We start from the raw sequence: 21,645 nt of genomic DNA, 5'->3' as shown, positions 1-21,645 counted from the left end.
GTCCCGGCAATGGCAGCGGCGAAGCTGAAAACCTGGGACCGCTACGCGGTCCAATCGCGACGCAAGGCCGCTCCCACAAAGCCGCGCTGGACGCTGGAGATCATGCGCTGCTGATGAACAGCAAACGCATGTTCACGCGGTGTCGCAATCTCGGCGCCAGCGGCCGTCAGTCCAACATCGCCTTCAAGGCCCGGCAATCCGCAGCGTGCCAGTCGGCCAGGCCCGGCCAAGGGTTGTCCGCCAGGTTCACCAGGACCGTGCCGGCACCGGCGGCGCGACCGCAATCCAGGTCGTGGCGGTGATCGCCGACCATCAGCAATTGCGTGGGAGCTACGCCCCAGGCCTTGGCGATGTGCAGCAGGCCTTCGGGTTCGGGTTTGGGCGCTGCTTCGTCGCGACCCAGCACCTGCTCGACGGGGAAACAGTCGGCCAAGCCAATCGCCTGCAAGGTGATATGCGCCAGCTCGCGGGCATTGCGGGTGAGGATCGCCAGGCGACAGCCCCGCGCCGCCAACTCGCGGACCAACTCCACGGCGCCGCTGGCGGCGGTCGAGGTCAGCGCCAGTTCGCGCTCATGCTCCAGCAGCCAGGCGTGCTTGGCGGCCGCCTCGGCCGGCGGCAGAGCGGCGAGATGGCCCAGGATGTCGTCCTCGGGCGGAATCTGCAGCGTGCGGCGGATGGCGGCGAAATCGTGCACCGCCACGGTGAGGGTGCCGTCCATGTCGAACACCCAGTGGCGCGCCTCGTGCAGCTTCATGCCCAGTCCTTGCGGTGGCGGATCAGGCCTTCCTGGGTGGTCGAAGCCACCAGTTGCCCGGCGCGGTTGAAGATGCTGCCGCGGCTGAAGCCGCGGGCGTTGCCGGCCCAAGGGCTGTCGGTGGCGTACAGCAGCCACTCGTCGGCGCGCAGGTCGCGGTGGAACCACAGCGCGTGGTCGAGGCTGGCGATCTGCATGTCCTTCTGCCACACCGAGCGGCCATGGGGCAGCAGCGCAGTGGTCAGCAGGCCGAAGTCCGAGGCATAGGCCAGCAGGTACTTGTGCAGCGCCGGAGTGTCGGCCAGGTTGCCGTCGGCGCGGAACCAGGCGTACTTCACCGGATCGCCGGGCTTGGGGTCGAACGGGTCACGCTCGGTGACCGGACGAATCTCGATGGGCTTGGCGCACAGCACCTTGTCGCGGATGCGCTCGGGCAGCTTGTCGGCCATGGCCCGGGCCAGTTCCACTTCGCTGGGCAGGTTTTCCGGCCCGACCACCTCGGGCATCGTCGCCTGGTGCTCGAAACCGCCCTCGTCGTACTGGAACGAGGCGCTGCAGGTGAAGATCGGATTGCCCTTCTGGATCGCCGTGACCCGGCGCGTGCTGAAGCTGCCACCATCGCGCACCCGGTCCACCGAGTACACCACCGGCATGCTGGCATCGCCCGGGCGCAGGAAGTAGCCGTGCAGCGAATGCACGTGGCGAGCGTCCTCGACCGTCTGGCTGGCCGCCGACAGCGACTGGCCCAGCACCTGGCCGCCATACAGCTGGCGGAAGCCCAGGTCCTGGCTGCGACCTCGGAACAGGTTTTCTTCGATGGGTTCGAGGCTCAACAGGTCGACCAGGTCGTCCAGTACGTGGCTCATCGGCGATATCTCCTACGGCATTGCGGCAATCGGTTGAATGGCGCGAATCATACAGAATTTGTCAGCGCCGCCGCGCGCGAGTGCCGTTCAGCCGCGCACGCTGCGTTCCCAATGCGCACGGTCCATGCGGTAGAGCACGTGCGGGCGCAGCGGATGGCCCTCGGGCAGACGCGGGTGCTCGAAGCGGGCCGCTTCGTCCTCACGCATGCCGATGGCCTGCATCACTTTCTGCGACGGCACGTTGTCCTGGCTGGTGAAGGCCACCACCTCGTCCAGACGTAACTGCGCGAACGCGCAGCGCAGGCAGGTCCACGCCGCCTCGCTGGCGAAGCCCTGCCCCCAGTGACGCCGGGCCAGGCGCCAACTGATTTCCACGGCCGGTGCGAAGGGCGCTTCGAAATTGACGTTGAGCAGCCCGGTCAGGCCGATGAACGCGCCGCTGTCCATGCGCTCCAGGGCCCAGAGGCCGTAGCCGTATTCGCTGAAATGCCCGCGAATGCGACCGATCAGCGCGGCGCATTCCAGGCGCGTCAAGGGCGCTGGAAAGTAGCGCATCACCTGCGGATCGGCGCACATCTCGGCAAAGGCCGGCAGATCGTCGTCGTGCCACTGGCGCAGGTTCAGGCGTGCGCTTTCGAGGGTGAGGATGGGGGTCATGGACGGGGCTCCGGCTGGCACTGGGCTGCAGTCTACAGCGTAGGCAATGGATGAAGATTTCCTCATGTGCCGGGGCCAATGGATTTTTCACAACGGCTTCACCGGGCTCCCACAGATCCGTTCGCACAATTGCCCCACACCCGCCGCCGCCCTGTTCGCGGCCCTTTCCTGCCGGAGCCCGCGCATGCTGTCGAGCGACACCTTCACCCCCTTGGTCATGCCCACGCGCCGTACGTGGCAGCGCCCGCCGCGCATCACCCTGGCCCTGGGCCTGGCACTGCTGTTAACCGCCACATCGGCACTGCTGTGGGCGTCGACGAGGACCGCCATCGTGAACCTGGGCAACGAACGACAACTGAACGCCAGTGGCCTGCTGCAGCAGTGGGCCGAAGGTGCGGTCATCGTGATGATCCGCCATGCCGAGCGCTGCGACAGCGCGCCCGGCCCGTGCCTGGACGACGCCACCGGCATCACCGTGGCCGGCAGCCAGGCCGCCAGCCGCGTCGGCGAAGGCCTGCAGCACCTGGGCCTGGCGGGCGCCGACCTGCTCAGCAGCCCGAAATTGCGCACCCGCCAGACCGCGCACTTCATCGTCGGTGACACGGTCACCAGTGAGGACTGGCTCGAAGGCTGCAACGCCCACTTCACCGAACAGGCCCTGGCGCACAAACGCAGCGGCCACAACCTGGTGCTCATCACCCATGACGGCTGCGTCGATCATTTCCAGCGCTCGCTGAGTGTCGCGCCCGGTCAACGCGACAGCGCCTACGCCAGTGCCCTGTTCGTCTCGGTCGATGGCAACGGCAAAGCGCGGATTCTGGGGCGCATGAACGAGCCGGACTGGCAGCGGGTGCTGGCCACGCGGCAGCGCTGAGCGCTCGTCTTGCGCCGCATCGCCGGGGACAGGCAAGATCAGCGCTGCCTTTCGCCGCGACCCTCGCCATGTCCCTGCCCCTGATCTACCACGACGACTACAGCCCGGAATTCCCGCCCGAGCACCGCTTTCCAATGGACAAGTTCCGCCTGCTGCGCGACCACCTGGTCGCCAGCGGCCTGACCCAAGACGAGGCGCTACTGCGCCCGGCTATCTGCCCCGATGACATCCTCGCCCTGGCCCACGACCGCGCCTACATCGACCGCTACATGAGCGGCGAGCTGTCGCGCGAAGACCAGCGCCGGCTCGGCCTGCCCTGGAGCGAGGCGCTGGCCCGGCGGACCGTGCGGGCCGTCGGCGGCTCGCTGCTCACCGCCGAAATGGCCCTGCAACAGGGTATCGCCTGCCACCTGGCCGGCGGCACCCACCACGCTCACTACGACCATCCGGCCGGCTTCTGCATCTTCAACGACCTGGCGGTGATCAGCCGCTATCTGCTCGAAGCCGGGCGCGTCCAGCGGGTACTGATCTTCGACTGCGACGTGCACCAGGGCGACGGCACCGCGCGCATCCTCGAGGACACCCCGGACGCCATCACCGTCTCGCTGCACTGCGAGCAGAACTTCCCGGCGCGCAAGGCGCGCAGCGACTGGGACATCCCGCTGCCACGCGGCATGGGCGATGCGGCCTACCTACAGGTGGTGGACGATGCGCTCAACTACTTGTTGCCGCTGTATCAGCCTGACCTGGTGCTGTACGACGCCGGCGTCGATGTCCACCAGGACGATGCCCTTGGCTACCTGCAACTGACCGATGCCGGGGTTGCCGCGCGCGACGAGGCGGTGCTGCGTCATTGCCTGGGCCGCGACATTCCGGTGGCTGGGGTGATCGGCGGCGGCTACAGCAAGGACCGCGAGGCCTTGGCCCGTCGTCACGGCATCCTCCACCACAGCGCAGCGCGGGTGCTGGGTTACGCACAATGACTGTGGAACCGCCTGTGGATAACCTGAGCGAAAGCCGCTACAGCCCTTTAACTGCCTGATCTGCAAGCATCTGATCATTTTTTGTACAGTGCCTGTGGACCCAGCGCTGGGGTAGAATGCCGGGTCTTTTCCACAGCCGCCTGCCGCCATGACCGATTCCTGCTCCGCTCGCCCTCCCCTCGTCGCCGTGATCGGTGCCGGTCCTGCCGGCCTCATGGCCGCCGAGGCGCTGGCCCAGGCGGGTGCGATGGTGGAGGTGTTCGACGCCATGCCCTCGGTCGGCCGCAAGTTCCTGCTGGCCGGCGTCGGCGGCATGAACATCACTCACTCGGAGCCCTACCCCGCTTTTGTCGGTCGCTACGGCGAGCGCCGCGACGCACTCGATGCGCTGCTGCGCGACTTCGACGGGCAGGCGCTACGCCAGTGGATTCACGGCCTGGGCATCGAGACCTTCGTCGGCACCTCGGGCCGGGTGTTTCCCACCGACATGAAGGCCGCGCCACTGCTACGCGCCTGGCTCAAGCGCCTGCGCGAAGCCGGCGTGGTTATCCACACCCGGCACCGCTGGCTGGGCTGGACTGCCGAAGGGGCGCTGCGCATCGGTTATCCACAGGGCGAACGGCACGTGCACGCCCAAGCGATGGTGCTGGCCCTGGGCGGCGGCAGTTGGGCGCGCCTGGGCTCGGACGGCGCCTGGGTGCCCGTGCTGGCCGAGCGGGCTGTGGATATCTCGCCCCTGCGCCCGAGCAACTGCGGGTTCGAGGTCGAGGGCTGGAGCGAGGTGCTCAAGGCCAAGTTCGCTGGGGCGCCGCTGAAGAACATCGCCCTGAGCGTGCCGGGCAGCGCGCCGCGCAAGGGCGAGTTCATCCTCACGGCACTGGGGGTCGAGGGCAGCCTGGTGTACGCCTGGTCGGCGCCGCTGCGCGCCAGCCTGGAACGCGAAGGTCGCGCCACGTTGTTGCTCGACCTGCTGCCGGACCGGCCTGTGGACAAGATCGCCCAGGCCCTGGCCAAGCCGCGCGGTTCGCGGTCCATGGCCCGGCACCTGCAAGGGCAATTGGGCATCGATGGGGTGAAGGCTGCGCTGCTGCGCGAACTGACCGACCCGGCGACCTTCGTCGATCCGCAGCGCTTGGCCGAAGCGATCAAGGCGTTGCCCATCGAGTTGCTGCGCACACGGCCACTGGACGAAGCGATCAGCAGTGCCGGCGGGGTGCGCTTCGAGGCGCTCGACGACGGCTTGATGCTCAAGGCACTGCCGGGCGTGTTCTGCGCCGGCGAGATGCTGGACTGGGAAGCGCCGACCGGCGGCTACCTACTCACCGCCTGCTTCGCCAGCGGCCTGCGCGCCGGACGGGCTGCGGCGCAGTGGGTCGCTGAACACCAGCCCGCCTCGACTAACCCATGACACCCCACCTGCCGTGCAGCCTCGTCTCGCGGTCGGCCTTGGGCCACTAGGGTTTGCGCTTACGCGGTCCGCCATTGAAACTCGGCACCTTGCGTACCGGCTTGACCGTCGGCGCAGCGTCCTCGGCGCTGTCCATCCACTTGCCCAAGCCGCGCTTGGCGCTGTTCTCCTTGGGCTTCTTGGGTTTCTTCGGCTTCTTCAGTACCTGGCCGCTGGCATCGGTCATCGGCACCCGGTGATCGGGGATGAAATCCGCCTCTTCATGGCGCGGCAAGGTCTGGCGAATCAAGGTTTCGATGGCCGACAGCAGTTGCACTTCATCGGCGCACACCAGCGAGATCGCCTCGCCCTTGTTGCCGGCACGACCGGTGCGGCCGATGCGGTGCACATAGTCCTCGGCGACGATGGGTAGATCGAGGTTGACCACCAACGGCAGGTCGTCGATGTCCAGACCGCGCGCCGCCACGTCGGTGGCCACCAGCACCTGGATCTCGCGCGCCTTGAAGGTATCCAGCGCGCGCTGGCGGGTGGCCTGGGGACGGTCGCCATGGATGCCGTCGGCCTTGATGCCGTCGGCGAGCAAGCGCTCGACCAGTTGATCGACACCGTTGCGCGTCTTGGCGAACACCAGCACCTGGCTCCAGCGCTGCTTGCGCAGCAGGTGGCAGAACAGGTCGGTCTTGCGCTTCTTGTCCACCGGCACCAGCCACTGCTTGACCGTGGTGGCGGCGGCATTGCGCGGGCTCACTTCGATACTCAGCGGATCGCTCAGCGCCAACCCGGCGAGCAGGCGGATCTGCTCGGAGAAGGTGGCCGAGAACAGCAGGGTCTGGCGCTTGCGCGGCAGCGCGGCGTACACCGCCTGCAATTCTTCGGCGAAACCCAGGTCGAGCATGCGGTCGGCTTCGTCGAGTACCAACATTTGCACCTGAGCGAATTTCAGGGCGTTCTGGCGGAATAGGTCGAGCAGCCGGCCGGGAGTGGCCACCAGCAGATCGACACCGCGGCGCAGGCGCATCATCTGCGGGTTGATGCTGACACCGCCATACACGGCATAGGTGCTCAGCGGCAGTTGCTCGGCATACTCGCGGATGTTGGCGTGGACCTGCTCGGCCAGCTCGCGGGTGGGCACCAGCACCAGGGCGCGGATCGAGTTGCTGTCCACCTTGCCGCCCTCCAGTGCCAGGCGTTGCAACACGGGCAGGGCGAAGCCGGCGGTCTTGCCGGTGCCAGTCTGGGCGGCGGCCATCAGGTCGCGGCCGGCCAGCACGGCGGGAATGGCCTGGGCCTGGACCGGCGTGGGAGTGGAATAGCCCAACTGCTCCAGGGTGCGCAGCAGCGGTTCGATCAGGCCGAGTTTGGCGAAAGTCATGGGTGTACCGTCAGAGGGGGTTCAGCGAAGGCGGCAGTTTACCGCAAGCCTGCCTTCGCTGTGGCCTTGCGCTGCTCACGCCACCTGACGCGGCGCCCGTCGCCACTGCGGCAAGCCGATCAGCACCACCGCGCCGACGATCACGCCCATGGCCAAGGCTTCCTCGGCACCGATCTGCTCGCCGGCGAAGGCGATGCCCAGCAGCACCGCCACCACCGGGTTGACGTAGGCATAGCTGGTGGCGGCAGCCGGGCGCACGTGCTTGAGCAGGTACATATAGGAACTGAACGCCACGATCGAACCGAACACCACCAGATACGCCAGCGCACCCCAGCCCGCCGCGCTCGGCATCTGCGTCAGGCGCTCGCCGCTGAGGGCGCTGCCCAGCAGCAAGGCGCCGCCACCGACCAGCATTTCCGCCGCGCTGGCCATGGCGCCCTGGGGCAGCGGCAGGGTCTTGCTCCACACCGAACCGAAGGCCCAGGCAGCGGCAGCGAAGATCAGCAGCGCCGCGCCCATGGGGCTGGCCTGCAGGTTCGAGCCCAGGTTGAGCAGCGCGATGCCGCCCAGCCCAAGCAGAATGCCCGCCCACTCCAGGCGCGAGTTGCGGTGGCCGAACCACAGGCCGAACAGCAAGGTGAACAGCGGCACCGTGGCCACCGCCAGGGCGGCAACGCCCGAGGCGACACCGGCATGCTCGGCCAGGGTCACGCCGCCGTTGCCGCAGCTGAGCAGCAGAAAGCCGATGGCGCCGGCCGAGCGCCACTGCGGCCAAGTGGGCGCCGGCACGCCGCGCCAACGCAGGAAGCCATACAGCAGGCTGCCGGCAATGACGAAGCGCACCCCCGCCATCAACATCGGCGGCCAGGATTCGACACCGATGCGGATGGCCAGGTAAGTGGAACCCCAGACCAGGTACAGCGCCGTGAAGGCGCCCAGGAGCAACCAGGGAAAGCGACGGGAGGCGGGCATGATAAAAGACTCGAAATCCGTTTGCGGGTGTCTTAGTTTAGAAAGGCGCCTGGGCAAACATAAGTTACAAAACAGGTTTAATCAGGCATGACACTTTTCAATCAACGGTAATTGCACGGATTTACCGTCGATTACCGGAACGAGGCTCCGATGGACAAGTACGACCGCATGCTGCTCGCCGCCCTGCTCGAAGACGGCCGCGCCTCCTACGCCCAACTCGCCCGCCAGGTCAACCTGTCACCCCCGGCCGTGGCCGAACGGGTGGCCAAGCTCGAGGCCAGCGGCGTGATCACCGGCTACACCGCCAAGGTCGATCTGGAAAAGATCGGCCTGCCGATCCAGTGCGTCATCGAACTGCGCCTGAACAGCCATGGCAACCAGCAGGCCTACGACGCCCTCACGCGTATTCCCCAGCTCACCGAATGCCATCGGGTCACGGGTGACCCCTGCGTGATCATGCAGGCGGCGGTGGCGTCGATGCCCGAGCTCGAAGCGCTGATCAATCAGGTGTCGCAACTGGGTTTCAGCAAGACCGCGATCATCTTGTCCAGCGCCGTGGAACGGCGGGTGCCGCTGGATCACCTGAAACCTGACGCGATGAGATCCACCACACATTCCACTAAGCGTTGAAGGGCGCATCAGTCAACGTAACAATGCCTCCAGACGCTGACAGCCCTCTTTATGTCGCTTTCAAGCGCTGCGTGCAATGGCGGGATTGCCGAGGGGCAGCAGCGATCCCACGTCGTCACGAACAGTTGCGCACCTTCAGGCAGCGACCGCCCACGGCAGGTCGAAGTCGCGTTGGATGGTTGGGGAGCGATGAGCAGGGCCTGCGAGCAGAGGCTGCAGGCCATGGGTCGCCTTCAGTGGCCCACATCGCCGTGACTCAACCCGCATCGAAACACTATGACCAAACGAAGTATCTATACACTTCAGCTACTAACTTTCCACCGTGTAGGCTATTTCCGACACTCAAATGAACGCCTACTTTCGCCTCAGCCCCTCGCTTGTAGATATAACAAAACGTTCACTGGACTTCCGACCAGCGGAGTCTCTCCACTGCAATCAATTGAGTTCATTGATTTTTATCAGGTGTTGATTATCACATTTGCATGCGGCCTTGCTGCATCCGCTTGACTGGACACTTGCACCGGGGGCGTTTCGAACTAGCCTAGTGAACCTGACCCGTCCTAGAAGACTAGTTAAAACACATGCATTGGATAATTAATCTACCCCCTCACAACTCTGATCTCGGTGACGCCAGAACATCGATCCCACGACCACTGGTCGAATGGAATTCAAAGGGCGGTGAGTTCGAGCGGTGAGTTCTAATTGTCGAACATGGAGAGTCGAACGATGAATGCACCCGTAGCATCCACCTCTACACACCGGGCCCTTGGGCTTCCCCACACCATGCAAGCGCACACGATAAGACCGGAGCGCTATGGCCCACCGCTGAAAGCGTTCGCCCTGGAACGTGTGACCCTTCCTCCGGTGGGAGACGATGAGTGCCTGGTAAAGGTCATGGCTGCAGGCGTCAATCACAATGGCATCTGGGCAGCACAGGGCCATCCGGTCGATGTCGTCGCACTGCAGGGTGGCGGTGGGCAGCAGCAGGGATTTCATATTGCGGGATCGGACGCCTCCGGGATCGTCGTCGCCATCGGGGAGCATGTAACCGACGTCCAGATTGGGGACGAAGTGGTCATGCATTGCGGTTGGTGGGATGAGGATGCGGTCGATGACCAGATCATGGACAGGTCTGCAAAGATATGGGGGTATGAAGTCAACTTCGGCGCGTTCGCCGAATATACCCGCGTCAAGCAAACAGCGTTGCTGCCAAAGCCCAAACATCTCTCTTGGGAGGAAGCGGCCTCCTACATGCTCTGTGGAGCGACTGCCTATCGAATGTTGTATGGATTCGCACCCCATACCCTGAAGCCAGGGGACGTGGTTCTCATCTGGGGCGGTAGCGGGGGTATGGGAACGATGGCTACCCAGTTGGTACGGGCGGCAGGCGGCATTGCAATCGTAGTGGTCAGCAGCGAGGAAAAAGCTGCGTACTGCATGGAGAACGGCGCGCACGGAACGATCAATCGCCGCGACTACAAGCACTGGGGGCCCCTCGATGACCTGCAAGATAGCGCGCTCTACCATGACTGGATGATGGAAGCTCGGCGCTTCCAAAAAGAAATATGGCGCTTGGTGGGTGCACGTAAAAACCCATCGATCGTGATCGAACATCCCGGCGAAGATACGTTCCCAACATCAAATTTCGTTTGCGCACCCGGCGGCATGGTCGTGATATGTGCCGGCACCAGTGGTTACAGGGGCACGTTCGATATCCGCTACCAGTGGATGAGGCAAAAGCGACTTCAAGGTTCGCACTTCGCCAATAGAAAACAGTGCGAGGCATTCAACGCCTTAGTTGAACAGAAAACAATAAGACCCTGTTTGACTCGAACTTTCGAATTCCACGAGCTTGCCCAGGCGCATCAACTCATGTTTGAGAATCGCGACCCCATGGGCAACATGGCCATTCGTATTGGCGCCGGTAATGGAGCATGAGCCATGGACTTTATCGAGCGGTTCATCGACATTGCACGTGCTCATCCTGAGCGTATTGCCGTTACCCAGACTGATCATTCATTGTCGTATCGGCAACTGTACCGCCGCGCTGCGGCACTGGCGCTCACCCTGCAAGCAGCCACCACCGCCCCGCTTATTGGCTTGATGATGGCAAAAAATATCAACTACATCGTCGCGCTGCTGGCGGTGCACATCTCGGGACGAACGGCCGTTGCGCTGGACCGCGGGTATCCCATCGAGCGTCAAAAACAGCTGGCCGATGCCGTTGACCTGGCGCTCTGCATTGTGGATCGACACGTCACCGAACCTCTCGACTTGGTGCGTGCTGGGACGGTCTTGCTCGACATGAGCGAAGTCCACCCCGGCACCGAGCCGTCCGAGCCCACGGGAGTCAACGAACGTCAGGAGGCTGCTGCCTACATAGTCTTTACCTCGGGCACGACCGGACGCCCCAAGCCGGTCATGGTGCCCTACCGCTCGTTGAGCGCACTGATCGCCGGCATGATCCAACCCGATACCGCACAGGGCTGCACGCTTTTCTATGCCGCGCAGGGCTTCGACGTATCTTTTCAGGAGATCTACAGCACGCTGTGTTGCGGCCACACCCTTCATTTGATTGAAGACGATATCAAGAAAGACCTGCACATCCTCTATCGCACTCTGCACGACAGGCAGGTCACCCGGCTGTTCCTGCCCACTTCCATGCTCATCCCTTTCACGATGTTTGATCGCAATGGCGCCTTTGACCTACCGCGGCTGACACAGATCCTGGTGGCAGGTGAACAGTTGAGGATCAATCCCGCAGTACGTAGATGGTTCCAGGAGCACCCAAACTGCCGGCTGATCAATCATTACGGGCCATCGGAAACTCACGTCGTGATGGAACATGTGCTCGAGCAGCCACCCAAGCAATGGCCCGATCTCCCTCCCCTCGGAGACGTGCTGCCTTGCAGCCGGGCCTGTGTACTGAACGAGGACCTGCAGCCGGTAGCGCCAGGCGCGTGCGGTCGTCTGTACATCGCCGGTAGATCACTGGCTCTGGGGTACTACGGCATGGCGCAGCAGACAGCCGACAGGTTCATCCATGATCCTGTATCCGGTGAGCGGATGTATGACACGGGCGATATTTGCTATCAGGACAGCAACGGCCTCTATCACTATAAAGGGCGTCACGACCGTCAGCATAAAGTGCGAGGGCATCGCGTCGAACTCAAGGAAATCGAGGTGGTGGTGTCCGACTCGGGCCTTGTTACGGACTGCCTGGTCGTTGCGCGCGAGTCGGGGGCCACGACGGTGTTGATCCTCTACTACACCACACACGCAGCGGATCAAGACGTCACCCTCGCTCTGCACACGCACTTGGCCGCGCAATTGCCTGAGTACATGCTGCCCTCTTTCTATCAGCGGATAGCCGCCATTCCGCTCAACCATAACGGCAAAGCCGATCCGCAACGTTTACCTCGACTCGGTAGCGCACGCGATCAACTCCCAGGGCATTACGAGCCCCCGCACGGCCCCATGGAAATTCAGTTGTGCGCAATCGCCGCCCCCTGCCTCGGACTGGACAAGGTCGGCGCACTCGACAACTTCATGGACCTGGGCGCCAGTTCAATCACTTTGCTGTTGCTCATGGCGGAGTTGCGTCATGCGCTGGGTCGCGATCTGCGTCTGACAGACCTGTATGAATTCCCCTGCGCACGCCATCTCTGCGCGCACTTGGCCCGTCCTCACAGCGTCACACCGCCGCCCGATAGACCGTTGCCGGTCAGTGATCGCAGGCAGCGCTGTGCTGCCATGGCAACTCTATCGGCCAAGAGGAGGCACTGAAGATGAGCGAGCTCAATGACCAACAGTCGGGATTCGAAGACACCGCGATCGCCATCGTCGGCATGGCATGCCGCTTCCCGGGTGCCAATTCGGTGCATCAATACTGGCAGAATCTCCTGAATGGCGTGGAGAGCATCGAGGTTTCCCAAGATCAGGCAGGCAGAATTCACGCCAAGGCGCAGATCACGCACATCGAGTGCTTTGATCACGAATTTTTCGGCTTCAGCCTCAAGGAGGCGATGTTGTTGGATCCGCAACAGCGGGTGTTGCTCGAATGTGCGTGGGAAGCGATGGAAGATGCCGCGCTACATGGCCGAACAGCAGCCACTGGGGTGTTCTGCGGTGCGGGTCCAAGTTCGTATTTCATTAACAATGTCTATGGCTTGCAAGCACACGACAGTGCATGCGCCCTGTACCAGTCCTCTGAAGCGCTCGCCCGCTTCATGGCCACTGACAAGGAATTCCTTGCCAGCAGAATTGCCTACAAACTCGATTGCCGTGGGCCGGCGGTGAATGTTCAGGCCGCATGCGCAACCTCTTTGTTTGGCGTCCAGGCTGCCGTACAGGCCCTGCTTCTAGGCGAATGCGAAAGCGCGGTGGTCGGCGCCAGTGCTATCTCGGTACCTCAGACGATTCCTTACTTCTTCGAGCCTGGGATGCCGTTCAGCTCGGACGGTCACTGCCGTCCGTTCGACGCCCAGGCCAGCGGCACCATCTTTGGTTCCGGGGCGGCGGTCATCGTGCTCAAGCGACTGAGCGACGCGCTTGCCCAAGGCGATGAGATTCATGCGCTCATTCGGGGTATTGCAACCAACAATGACGGTGCTCACCGGGCAGGCATGTCGGCGCCATCCGTGGCAGGCCAGACTCAAGTGGTGAGTGAAGCGTTGAGTCTTGCAGAGAGCTCGCCGGAACGCATCCACTACATCGAGGCCCATGGCACCGCCACGCCCATTGGCGACCCGATTGAAGTCAAAGCCTTGGCCAACGTCTTCGCTGAACGCTCCAGGCAGTCACTCTGCTATCTGGGCAGCGTCAAGGGCAACATCGGCCACTTGGGATGGGCAGCAGGCATGGCAGGACTGATCAAAGGGATCATGATCGCCAAGTACCGCAAGATTCCGGCGACGCTCCACCTACACACTTACAATCCAGAACTGCACATCGAAGACACGCCATTTGAAGTCAACCGGAACACGATTGACCTTGATGTCGATCGTGTCCAGATCGGCGTCAGCAGCTTCGGCTTGGGTGGCAACAACGCCCATTTGATCCTGGAAACGGCGCCTACGCACGCTCATGCCCCAGCAGTGCCCGCGCTCCCGGCAGGTCTCGTTCCTCTGTCAGCACGCTCCCCGCAAGCCCTACGTGAATTGATAGCGCAATACAGGGAGTTTCTACATACCCAGCCGGATGAGGCCTACGCCACATTCGTGGCCAACCTGTGGCAACGGCGCACGCACTTTGACCATCGCGCTTGCCTGGTCGCTACCGACCGCTCACAAGCCATGCAAGGCCTGCAAGACCTGCAGGACATCCCACTGCCCATCAGGCACTCGCAGCCGGTTCGAGTCGCTTTGATGTTCTCGGGCCAGGGCGGCGAACATCGGGGCATGGCGCGCGCGCTGTATGAGCGAGAGCCCGTTTTCCGCCAGGCAGTGGATGAGTTCGACGCGATCTGCAGCACGACGTTCGCGGCACGGGCAGCGCAATTACTGTTCGATGACCACTTCAGTGGCGCGCTCGAAACGGATATCTCTCGCTCCCAGCCTTTGATCTTCATTGTGCAAGTGGCGATGGCGCGCTTGCTCCTGAGCAACCTTCATGCACCTGACGCGTTACTGGGGCACAGCCTGGGAGAATATGCTGCGGCCTGCATCGCAGGCGTCTTCACCCCTGAGCAAGGCTTCATGATCGTCACCGAGCGCAGCCGTCTACTGCATTCGATCGGCGAGCAGGGCGCCATGCTGATGATCGCAACGGACCAGGAACAAGTCATCGGGCTGATGCAAGCGTGTGGCGTCAGCGCATCCATCGCGGCAACCAATACGCAGGCCAACACCGTAGTATCGGGAAGCGTTGCCGACATCGAGACCCTGATGCGACATGCTGATGCCTGCGCAGTCACCCACCAGCGCCTGAACATCAGCAGGCCGGGACATTCGGCGCTCCTGGAGCCCTTGCTGGAACAGTTCGAGGCATTCGTCTCGCAGTTCGAACTGGCCTCCCCGTCCATGCCGCTGATCTCGGGCCTGACCGGAACAATGGCAGACAGCACGGTGGCCCAGGCCGCTTACTGGCGTCGCCAACTGCGCGAGACCGTCAACTGGCAGAGCGCTTACGCCTGCGCCGTGGAGCGAGGGTGTACCCATTTCGTCGAGGTCGGCGTATCCAGTGCCTTGTCTGCGATGGCAGTCGGGCAATCCCCTTCAGAGGTCATCGTTCTTCCAATGACTCGCAAGGGGCGCGCTAGCGATCAGCAATACCTCGCGGTGCTCGCACGGCTCTACAGCCATGGCGCCCAACTCAGCAGTTCGCTGGCACCGTCGCCCCACTTGCTCGAAGGATTGCCAAGTTATCCATTTCAACGGGTGCGCTGCTGGATCGAAAGCAACGTCCCTGAGGCGAGCACACCAAGCCTTTACAAAACCACTTGGCATCCACTTTCCTGGGAAAATGCTCAATCGATCAGCTCGCCCCCCACGAACGTGTTGTTGCTCACCCCAGATTCGAATTCCAGATACGGCTCAGCACTGCAACGGGCTTTCGGCCACGTCTGGGCTGTGGACTCGGCCCCCTGGATAGGGGCTGCCCAAGGATCCGATCACTGCGCGCCTGCCGCAGTCGACACGCTTTGGCGAGAGTACCCGGAAGGATTCGACTGCGTTTACGCAGACCTCACTCATCTGCCGACAGACGAGCCAGACGCGGCAGTCGCGGTGTGTGCCTATCTTCTGGACCTCGTGCGTAGCCTGACGCGAACGTACGCACAACTGCCTCGGCTTTGTGCGATCTGTGCAAGTCCGGCCGCAATGGCCCATCCCGATCATCCTTCAGCACTCGCCACCAGCGTGGCCGCCTTGTTCCGCACTGTCATGATCGAATGTCCACAACTGCGGGCGTGCGTGGTGCATTTCGTCCAGCCTTCGCCTGCGCAACCGGATGATGAAAACGAGTGGAGGGTGTTACGGCAGGTGCTGCACAGCGATGAAGCGCTGGTGCACTGTAGCGACGGCACTGCTCAGGTCCCGCGCCTGGAGGCAGCGCACCTCGAGCAGACACCCATGAAGTTCGACAACGGCATAACGTATCTACTGCTGGGCGGCGGCGGAGGGATTGGCAGACATTTGATACAGCGTCTTGTGGACGATCATGTCAGCGCTATTCATGTGATTGGACGATCCCTGCGGCCGGCAGATGAACTGCAGGCAATCATGCGTTGCCATCCTCAGGTCCACTACCACTGTATGGATACCAGCAGTGAACAAGGGCGGGAAGAATGTCGTGCCTGGGCCAGCAGCGCTCGCCTGGGCAAGCTGTGCCTGTTCAATCTGGCGGTGGATCTGCAAGACAAGTTGTACGAAGACGTCAGCTTCGAGGATCTGCGACGGGCATTCGCAGCCAAGTGCACAGCCATCCTCACGCTGTGCACTGTGCTTGCCGAACGAGGCTTGCAGGTCCAGTGGGTGATCAACTTCTCCTCCGCTACTGCGTTGCTGGGCAATGGCGGACAAGCGGCCTACGGGGCTGCCAGCGCCTTCCTCGACGCATTGCCAACCCAGTGCTTTGGCACCGCAGCCAACGTCTCCACCATCAACTGGGGCGTTTGGCTCGACGCCGGAGCACTACGCGATCAGCCTCAACGTCAACACGTCTTGCAAGCCGGCGGACTGCTGGGGCACTCGAGCGCCCAAGGCATCGATTACTTGAGTCAACTGATGGCACAACCGCCTGGCAACAGCGCATTCATGAAGTTGGACGTCGAGCAGCTCGCTGCTCGCTCGCCCGCATGCGCCAGGTTGCTTGAGCAGTTGCCCCCCTCAGCCCAGGCCAGCGCGATCTCGACCCCGGATTCTCTCACCCTGGCTGAGAGGCTCGGTACCTGTCACGACGAGCGCGCCAGGCGCTCGGAGCTCGAGCCGTGGCTGATGAAAACTGTGGACAACCTGGTAGGACTGAACGCCTCTACACAACGCAGCTTCCAGGACATCAGCCAGGCGACGCTGGCCGAGTTGGGTTTTGACTCACTGGCGAAGGTGCAATTGCGCAATGCGCTCACCACGCAGTTGGGTATTGATTACAGCATCAAGCAACTGCAGCAGATCGCCAATATGGACGCGCTCGCGCAGGTGGTCGCAACCTTGACCGGGACCGAACAATGGCGGGCGCCCGGCGCTCGACCGCAGTCACTGGATAGCGTGGAAACAGGGGAGCCCCCCGTGTCGATCCAGCAGGTTCGCTGGCTTTCGCTGATCGCCAAAGGGTACGGCCTGCGGGTCATTCCCTATCGAATTCATGCGCCGCTTCAGCGCGAGCATTGCTATGCGTCCTTGTCTCAAGTGCTGGACGAAGAGCCGCTGCTGCGCACCTTTTTCCCGCAAGGTAGACCACAGATCCGCTCGACCCACGAAGTACTTGACAGCTTCGACGCGCTGTTCGTGGACCTGCGAGATGTCGCCGATCCAGCCCAGCAGCTTGGTGAGCAGGTGCGCGCAATGGCTCGCACGCTACCCCAGCCGCAGGTGAACGTGACCTGGGCACTGCGTTTCATTGACGTGGGAGAACCCTTTTTCATCGCGCTGCTAGGTGTGCAGCACCTGGAGTTCGATGGCAAATCGCTGACGCTGATGCTCGAGCGATTCGCCCATTGCCTGCACGCCTTCATGCGAGATCAAACGCCACGCGCACGCGCAGAGGGCCTGCGCTACGCCGACTACGCCAGAAGGCAGGCCCAGTACCAGAGCACTTGGGCGGAAGATGCCGCCTTCTTCCGGGGGCTGTTCAACGCCTTCGAGGGTCCCACAGCACTGCCTGACCACCCAGGGTTCACCTCGACGACGGTGGCGCCTTCAAGCCGATACAGTATTGAATTGCCATCGGCCAATCGGCGCCTGGCGACCTTGGGGGGCGAATACGGTTTCAGCGTATTCAATGCGGTCTTGTATGCCTATGCCTCCACCATGGCACACGTGTTGCGGTGCGACAAGCTGATGATAAGCACGATCAATAGCGGCCGCGGTCTCGAGGAGCTCAACGATGTCATTGGCCCCTTCACTTCGCCTTGGCCCATTCCAATTACGGTGCATCACCAGTGGCTTGATGGCATAGGGATGGTCGCACGCACGATCAACGCCATGCAGGACTATCCGTTGATGCACCCAAGTATGCTGATTGATGTTGTCCCAGCATTCGCGGGTATGGCACTGGATACCTACTTCTCCGATCTGGGCATCAACTTCCTCAACTATCGGCACACGGTCCCGGCGCCAGATCAGGTGCGTGTGGAAGGTGTAGAAATTCTCGGGCCCATCTCAGACCGTCTATTGGCCCAAGCGAATATAGAAGACATGCAGCGTGTCCCTGGCCTGCACTTGGTAGTCGAGATACTTGACGACGACCTGCGCTTGAATTTCTGGCATCACAGTCAGCGCTTCAGCCACAAGCAGGTAGAAGGTTGGGCACAGTTGATGAGCCAGAAGCTCGATGCCCTACTCCAACTGAAGGAGCGTGACGTGTGAGCCAGGACCGTATTTCATTGCTGTGTTTTTCCTACGCGGGAGGTAGCGCGAGTTTCTACGCACGCTGGCAACGTCTACTACCGATGGCCCAGGTCATACCTGTGGACTTGCCGCCACGGGGCCAGTCGCCCGGGGCCCCTGCGTTCAACAGCCGTGAAGCCACGATCACCTATCTGCTCGAACAGGTGCAAAGCCGCTGCCGCGGCCGGTTTGCGTTGTTCGGGCATAGTCTTGGCGGTCGGCTCGCCTTTGAGCTGCTCGTCAGTCTTGAGCAGCGTCTGGAACTGCGCGCAGAGGCACTGTTCGTCAGTGGCTGCCTGGCACCCGAGCGCTTCGCCGTTGCCATGGGCGCCTATGAACGTGATCTGAGCGATCAGCGCCTGCTGCAGGTTCTCCAGGACTTGGGCGGTACGCCGCCAGAACTGATGAGCAACCCTGAACTCATGCAACAGGCTCTGCCGGTCATACGCGCAGATTTTCAGCTGGCCATCGACCTCTCCAGATGCCCGCCTGCGCAGGTATCGGCGCCCGTTCATCTCATACTGGGCGATAACGACCCGGTGACCGATCAGCAGCCCGATTACTCGGGCTGGGCGCGTCAAACGTTGGGCAGGTGCCAATTGACGACGGTCGCAGGCGATCACTTCTTCATCCGTACGAACTTCGCAGCCGTAGCTGAGACGGTGGCACGAACGCTTCGTGAGGTCACCGCACATGCCTATTGAACTGCCCGCTCACCAGTACCCAGCGCGTTGCTCGACGATTCAGGACATTCATCAGTGCATGCTCACGCTGTCACGAACAGGGCCAGGTTGCGCTTATCGATGGTGCATCCTCGACTGGCAGACAGGCTCGCGCTTCGAACAGGCAGCCGATGCGCCATGCCCTGCCTCGAGTACCCGCAAACTGTTCATCCTCATTGCGGTACTGCGCGAAATCGAAACCGGTAGCTGGCGGCTCGACGACCGGCTTTGGCTCCTTCCGCAGGCGGCTGGCCAGCAGACGTGCGGGGCATTATGGCTACTGGACGAACCCCGCGCGTTCACCATTGCGGAGTTGCTCAAATGCATGATGGCCCTGAGCGACAACGTAGCCACGTTCCATCTCGTGCGTCGGCTCGGCCTGCAGCGGCTCAATGCGTTTTCAAAGACGTTGCAGTTGCAGCACACCCATCATGTCGGTGCCGTCCCCAACCCGCTGCTCGATGCAGACCATCCCCTGGAAGCGGTGAATACCACCACCGCTTCGGACCTGGTGAAAGCCCTGGAGTTGATGGTGCAGGGCGTTCAAGGCACCGGCAGGGGCCCCACATTCATTGCCCAAGAACTGTGTGAATTCGGCTTGGCGTGCATGCGTGGGCAACAAGACACCACGGCAATCCGAAGTTGGCTCGACGAGGCCAGTCACGTAGGTGATAAACACGGCATTGGTTATCGCAACTACAACAACGTGGGTTACTTCATGCGCCAAGGTCAGGTGAAGGTGATCGTTTCGGTCATCGTTGACGACCTGAACCACGTCGCTCCCACCACATGCGCCTTTGCCCACGCCAGGGACTTCATTGGGCTGTTTTCACGCCTGCTCGATGACTACTGCACACTTCAGCATGATTAACGGAGCCCGGACCCATGACCCTCTCATTGGCGAAGTCCTACAACGGCAAAACTGACGTGTACGAGCGCGCAAGACCGCTCTACCCCAGTGCCGCGATCACGTGGATCAATCAGTGCGTTCCACGCCTGTCCACGCTACCGATTGTCGATATCGGTGCAGGCACAGGTATTCTCACCCGCCAGCTTGGCGCTTTAGGGCTCCCCATGATCGGCATCGAACCCAATCGTCAGATGCTCGCTCAAGCGCGTGACCGTGACCAGAACGCAGACTATCGACAGGGATCTGCCGAAGACACCGGACTGGCCCCAGGCTCGGCCCGTGCAATTGTGTGCGGGCAATCCTTCCATTGGTTCGATACTCGGCGAGCGGCTGAGGAGTTTCGCCGAATCCTGAACGTCGGCGGACCGGTCATACTGGCGTGGAACATCAGAAGCCCTGACCACGACGCCTTCCATATCGCTTATGAAGCCATGCTCGCACAGAGCTTCGAGCACTATGCACAGACGCTCGAGATCGACCGGGAACTCGAGGACCGCGTGAACGACTTCTACGCTGGGCAGTTCGAAGAACGCAGATTTGCCAATGCCCAGCAGTTGGGAATTGATGAATTCATCGACAGAACCTTGTCGTGCTCGTACGCCGCGTTGCCGGGAACCGCCGAGTACGAAGCTGCGATTGCAGCCCTGCAAGCGCTTCATCGTCAATTCCAGGTGCAAAGTCAAGTATCGCTTCGGTACTCAACGCGTGTCGTCCATGGCGTTATCTAAACCTCTGGCGCTTGCGTCGCTGTTTCACGGCCGTGGATTGATCGTTCCTTTGTCGGCCTTGCCGACATTGGCGCGTGCCGCATTCATGGCCTACTTCCTGGTGTACTTGAAGGTCAACTTCGGCCTCGCAGTGGACCAAATAGGACTGTTCATCGCTGGCTTTGTCTTGTTCAGTTCACTGGTGAGCTTAGTGGCGGGAGCGCTGACCGATCGGCTAGGGCCCAAGTGGGTGATCGTACTTTCACCCCTGCTGCAAAGCGCGGCCTATGTGGGACTGCAACTGTGCGACTCGTTGATCGTCGCGTTCATGCTGTGTCTGATCCTGAACCTGGCGTACCTGGCTTCGGAGACTGCGGTGCGTCTGTGCATCGCTCGCTGGTTCGGTGCGCATCAGACGGCAGGCGTCCTCTCGGTGAAGTACAGCCTGACCAACATCGCCTACGCCGTCGGGCCATTGATGGGCCTTTGGTTGCACAGCCTCGGCGGAAATCCGCTACTACTGTGCGCAGTCATGGCTTCACTGTTGATGGCTGCAATCTTTCTCCCCTGGCAGCCAAGCGACTCTGGCAGCGACGACTCCACCCCCCAGGAAACGATGCGGTCGACCCTCAGGAGCATGGTCGCAGACCGAACATTACTGACCTACACGCTGGCGACTATCTTGCTCGCAGGCGTGTTTGGCCAGTTTCATCTCTACATCGGCCAATATCTGCTGACGCGCTACTCGGTCCAGCAGATGTACGAAATCATCAATGTCGTCTTCATCACTAACGCGCTGACGTCCGCCTGCTTGCAATATGTGTTGGGCCGTCACGTCTCAGTTGAACATTTCGCGCGCTGGATCGGACTGTGCCTGGTGGCCTTTGCCATTGGGCTCGTTGGCTTCGGCACGTCCAGCACACTGGTGGGATGGATACTGTTCACGCTGATATTCACCGTCGGCGAAATCATCGTGCAACCTGTCGAATTTCTGTTCATCACTGAGATCGCGCCGGCACACCGGGCCGGGGCCTACTACAGCTCGCAGAATCTAACGTATTTGGGTGCCGCTTCCACTCCGCTGGTGGCCGGGCTGATCCTTTCTCAGGCAAGCCCGATCTGGCTGTTGATTTATCTTCTGACATTGCTCGCCACAGGCGGGGGTATATTGCTGCGACACAGTCGGAAAATCCGCCCAACCGTACTCGTCGACGAGCACGGTGACGGACGGTGAGCCTAGGT

16 protein-coding genes are annotated in these 21,645 nt (G+C 62.1%); 11 read left to right on the top strand and 5 right to left on the bottom strand.

Annotation, left to right across the window (positions count from 1 at the left end; translation table 11 throughout):
• Positions 1-166: 166 nt before the first annotated feature.
• The 3 genes from Q6A47_RS20570 to Q6A47_RS20560 form a co-directional block, all read right to left on the bottom strand.
• Entirely contained in the window at positions 167-757 is a 591-nt protein-coding gene (locus tag Q6A47_RS20570; RefSeq protein ID WP_039580441.1) for an HAD family hydrolase, read from the bottom strand.
• The gene (gene tesB / locus Q6A47_RS20565; RefSeq protein WP_039580443.1) at positions 754-1,623 is read right to left on the bottom strand and encodes an acyl-CoA thioesterase II; all 870 of its coding nucleotides are present in this window, start codon (positions 1,621-1,623) and stop codon (positions 754-756) included. The genes Q6A47_RS20570 and tesB overlap by 4 nt, the downstream gene beginning before the upstream one ends.
• An 87-nt stretch (positions 1,624-1,710) precedes the next feature.
• Positions 1,711-2,280: a GNAT family N-acetyltransferase gene (locus tag Q6A47_RS20560; RefSeq protein WP_304485231.1), complete on the bottom strand. Its 570-nt coding sequence runs from the start codon at positions 2,278-2,280 to the stop codon at positions 1,711-1,713.
• 184 nt (positions 2,281-2,464) lie between these two features.
• Here Q6A47_RS20560 and pmrG point away from each other — a divergent pair, with 184 nt between their 5' ends.
• The 3 genes from pmrG to Q6A47_RS20545 all read left to right on the top strand — a co-directional run bounded on the left by pmrG (position 2,465) and on the right by Q6A47_RS20545 (position 5,545).
• Complete coding sequence (gene pmrG / locus Q6A47_RS20555; protein WP_369811573.1) at positions 2,465-3,154, top strand: lipopolysaccharide core heptose(II)-phosphate phosphatase PmrG; 690 nt, start codon at positions 2,465-2,467, stop codon at positions 3,152-3,154.
• 68 nt (positions 3,155-3,222) lie between these two features.
• Entirely contained in the window at positions 3,223-4,137 is a 915-nt protein-coding gene (locus tag Q6A47_RS20550; RefSeq protein WP_295488478.1) for a histone deacetylase family protein, read from the top strand.
• A 148-nt stretch (positions 4,138-4,285) separates the two neighbouring features.
• The gene (locus Q6A47_RS20545) at positions 4,286-5,545 is read left to right on the top strand and encodes a TIGR03862 family flavoprotein (RefSeq protein WP_304485230.1); all 1,260 of its coding nucleotides are present in this window, start codon (positions 4,286-4,288) and stop codon (positions 5,543-5,545) included.
• Positions 5,546-5,591: 46 nt separating this feature from the next.
• On the opposite strand, the gene rhlE1 is transcribed toward Q6A47_RS20545, so the two are convergent.
• Together rhlE1 and yedA are read right to left on the bottom strand one after the other, a co-directional pair.
• Positions 5,592-6,917, bottom strand: coding sequence for an RNA helicase RhlE1 (gene rhlE1 / locus Q6A47_RS20540; protein ID WP_304485229.1), 1,326 nt, complete (start codon positions 6,915-6,917; stop codon positions 5,592-5,594).
• Positions 6,918-6,992: 75 nt separating this feature from the next.
• Positions 6,993-7,889, bottom strand: coding sequence for a drug/metabolite exporter YedA (gene yedA / locus Q6A47_RS20535; protein WP_304485228.1), 897 nt, complete (start codon positions 7,887-7,889; stop codon positions 6,993-6,995).
• Positions 7,890-8,039: 150 nt separating this feature from the next.
• Between yedA and Q6A47_RS20530 the strand changes: the two genes are divergently transcribed.
• The 8 genes from Q6A47_RS20530 (at position 8,040) to Q6A47_RS20495 (ending at position 21,637) form a co-directional block, all read left to right on the top strand.
• Positions 8,040-8,519, top strand: coding sequence for an Lrp/AsnC family transcriptional regulator (locus Q6A47_RS20530; RefSeq protein ID WP_039580461.1), 480 nt, complete (start codon positions 8,040-8,042; stop codon positions 8,517-8,519).
• Positions 8,520-9,245: 726 nt separating this feature from the next.
• Positions 9,246-10,457 (top strand): crotonyl-CoA carboxylase/reductase, encoded by a 1,212-nt coding sequence (gene ccrA, locus Q6A47_RS20525; protein WP_039580462.1) that lies wholly within the window; start codon positions 9,246-9,248, stop codon positions 10,455-10,457.
• 3 nt (positions 10,458-10,460) lie between these two features.
• Entirely contained in the window at positions 10,461-12,305 is a 1,845-nt protein-coding gene (locus tag Q6A47_RS20520) for a non-ribosomal peptide synthetase (RefSeq protein ID WP_304485227.1), read from the top strand.
• A 2-nt stretch (positions 12,306-12,307) separates the two neighbouring features.
• Complete coding sequence (locus tag Q6A47_RS20515; protein WP_304485226.1) at positions 12,308-18,043, top strand: type I polyketide synthase; 5,736 nt, start codon at positions 12,308-12,310, stop codon at positions 18,041-18,043.
• Entirely contained in the window at positions 18,040-18,768 is a 729-nt protein-coding gene (locus Q6A47_RS20510) for a thioesterase II family protein (protein WP_304485225.1), read from the top strand. The genes Q6A47_RS20515 and Q6A47_RS20510 overlap by 4 nt, the downstream gene beginning before the upstream one ends.
• A complete protein-coding gene (locus Q6A47_RS20505) occupies positions 18,758-19,657 on the top strand; it encodes a serine hydrolase (RefSeq protein ID WP_304485224.1) in 900 nt (299 codons plus the stop codon). The genes Q6A47_RS20510 and Q6A47_RS20505 overlap by 11 nt, the downstream gene beginning before the upstream one ends.
• 14 nt (positions 19,658-19,671) lie before the next feature.
• Complete coding sequence (locus Q6A47_RS20500) at positions 19,672-20,424, top strand: class I SAM-dependent methyltransferase (protein WP_304485223.1); 753 nt, start codon at positions 19,672-19,674, stop codon at positions 20,422-20,424.
• Positions 20,411-21,637, top strand: a complete 1,227-nt coding sequence (locus Q6A47_RS20495; protein ID WP_304485222.1) for an MFS transporter — start codon at positions 20,411-20,413, stop codon at positions 21,635-21,637. Before Q6A47_RS20500 ends, Q6A47_RS20495 begins: the two co-directional genes overlap by 14 nt.
• Positions 21,638-21,645: the final 8 nt, after the last annotated feature.

It is taken from the genome of Pseudomonas boreofloridensis, from assembly GCF_030580795.1.
GTDB lineage: Bacteria > Pseudomonadota > Gammaproteobacteria > Pseudomonadales > Pseudomonadaceae > Aquipseudomonas > Aquipseudomonas boreofloridensis.
This window is presented reverse-complemented; position numbering and strand designations above follow the sequence as displayed.

What these genes read in the sequence shown, in the direction of transcription:
- Q6A47_RS20495 (WP_304485222.1), top strand. Translation starts at nt 20,411, where the DNA reads ATGGCGTTATCTAAACCTCTGGCGCTTGCGTCGCTGTTTCACGGCCGT.
- Q6A47_RS20550 (WP_295488478.1), top strand. Translation starts at nt 3,223, where the DNA reads ATGTCCCTGCCCCTGATCTACCACGACGACTACAGCCCGGAATTCCCG.
- Q6A47_RS20570 (WP_039580441.1), bottom strand. Translation starts at nt 757, where the DNA reads ATGAAGCTGCACGAGGCGCGCCACTGGGTGTTCGACATGGACGGCACC.
- Q6A47_RS20500 (WP_304485223.1), top strand. Translation starts at nt 19,672, where the DNA reads ATGACCCTCTCATTGGCGAAGTCCTACAACGGCAAAACTGACGTGTAC.
- Q6A47_RS20520 (WP_304485227.1), top strand. Translation starts at nt 10,461, where the DNA reads ATGGACTTTATCGAGCGGTTCATCGACATTGCACGTGCTCATCCTGAG.
- tesB (WP_039580443.1), bottom strand. Translation starts at nt 1,623, where the DNA reads ATGAGCCACGTACTGGACGACCTGGTCGACCTGTTGAGCCTCGAACCC.
- Q6A47_RS20560 (WP_304485231.1), bottom strand. Translation starts at nt 2,280, where the DNA reads ATGACCCCCATCCTCACCCTCGAAAGCGCACGCCTGAACCTGCGCCAG.
- rhlE1 (WP_304485229.1), bottom strand. Translation starts at nt 6,917, where the DNA reads ATGACTTTCGCCAAACTCGGCCTGATCGAACCGCTGCTGCGCACCCTG.
- Q6A47_RS20545 (WP_304485230.1), top strand. Translation starts at nt 4,286, where the DNA reads ATGACCGATTCCTGCTCCGCTCGCCCTCCCCTCGTCGCCGTGATCGGT.
- Q6A47_RS20530 (WP_039580461.1), top strand. Translation starts at nt 8,040, where the DNA reads ATGGACAAGTACGACCGCATGCTGCTCGCCGCCCTGCTCGAAGACGGC.
- pmrG (WP_369811573.1), top strand. Translation starts at nt 2,465, where the DNA reads ATGCTGTCGAGCGACACCTTCACCCCCTTGGTCATGCCCACGCGCCGT.
- Q6A47_RS20515 (WP_304485226.1), top strand. Translation starts at nt 12,308, where the DNA reads ATGAGCGAGCTCAATGACCAACAGTCGGGATTCGAAGACACCGCGATC.
- ccrA (WP_039580462.1), top strand. Translation starts at nt 9,246, where the DNA reads ATGAATGCACCCGTAGCATCCACCTCTACACACCGGGCCCTTGGGCTT.
- Q6A47_RS20505 (WP_304485224.1), top strand. Translation starts at nt 18,758, where the DNA reads ATGCCTATTGAACTGCCCGCTCACCAGTACCCAGCGCGTTGCTCGACG.
- yedA (WP_304485228.1), bottom strand. Translation starts at nt 7,889, where the DNA reads ATGCCCGCCTCCCGTCGCTTTCCCTGGTTGCTCCTGGGCGCCTTCACG.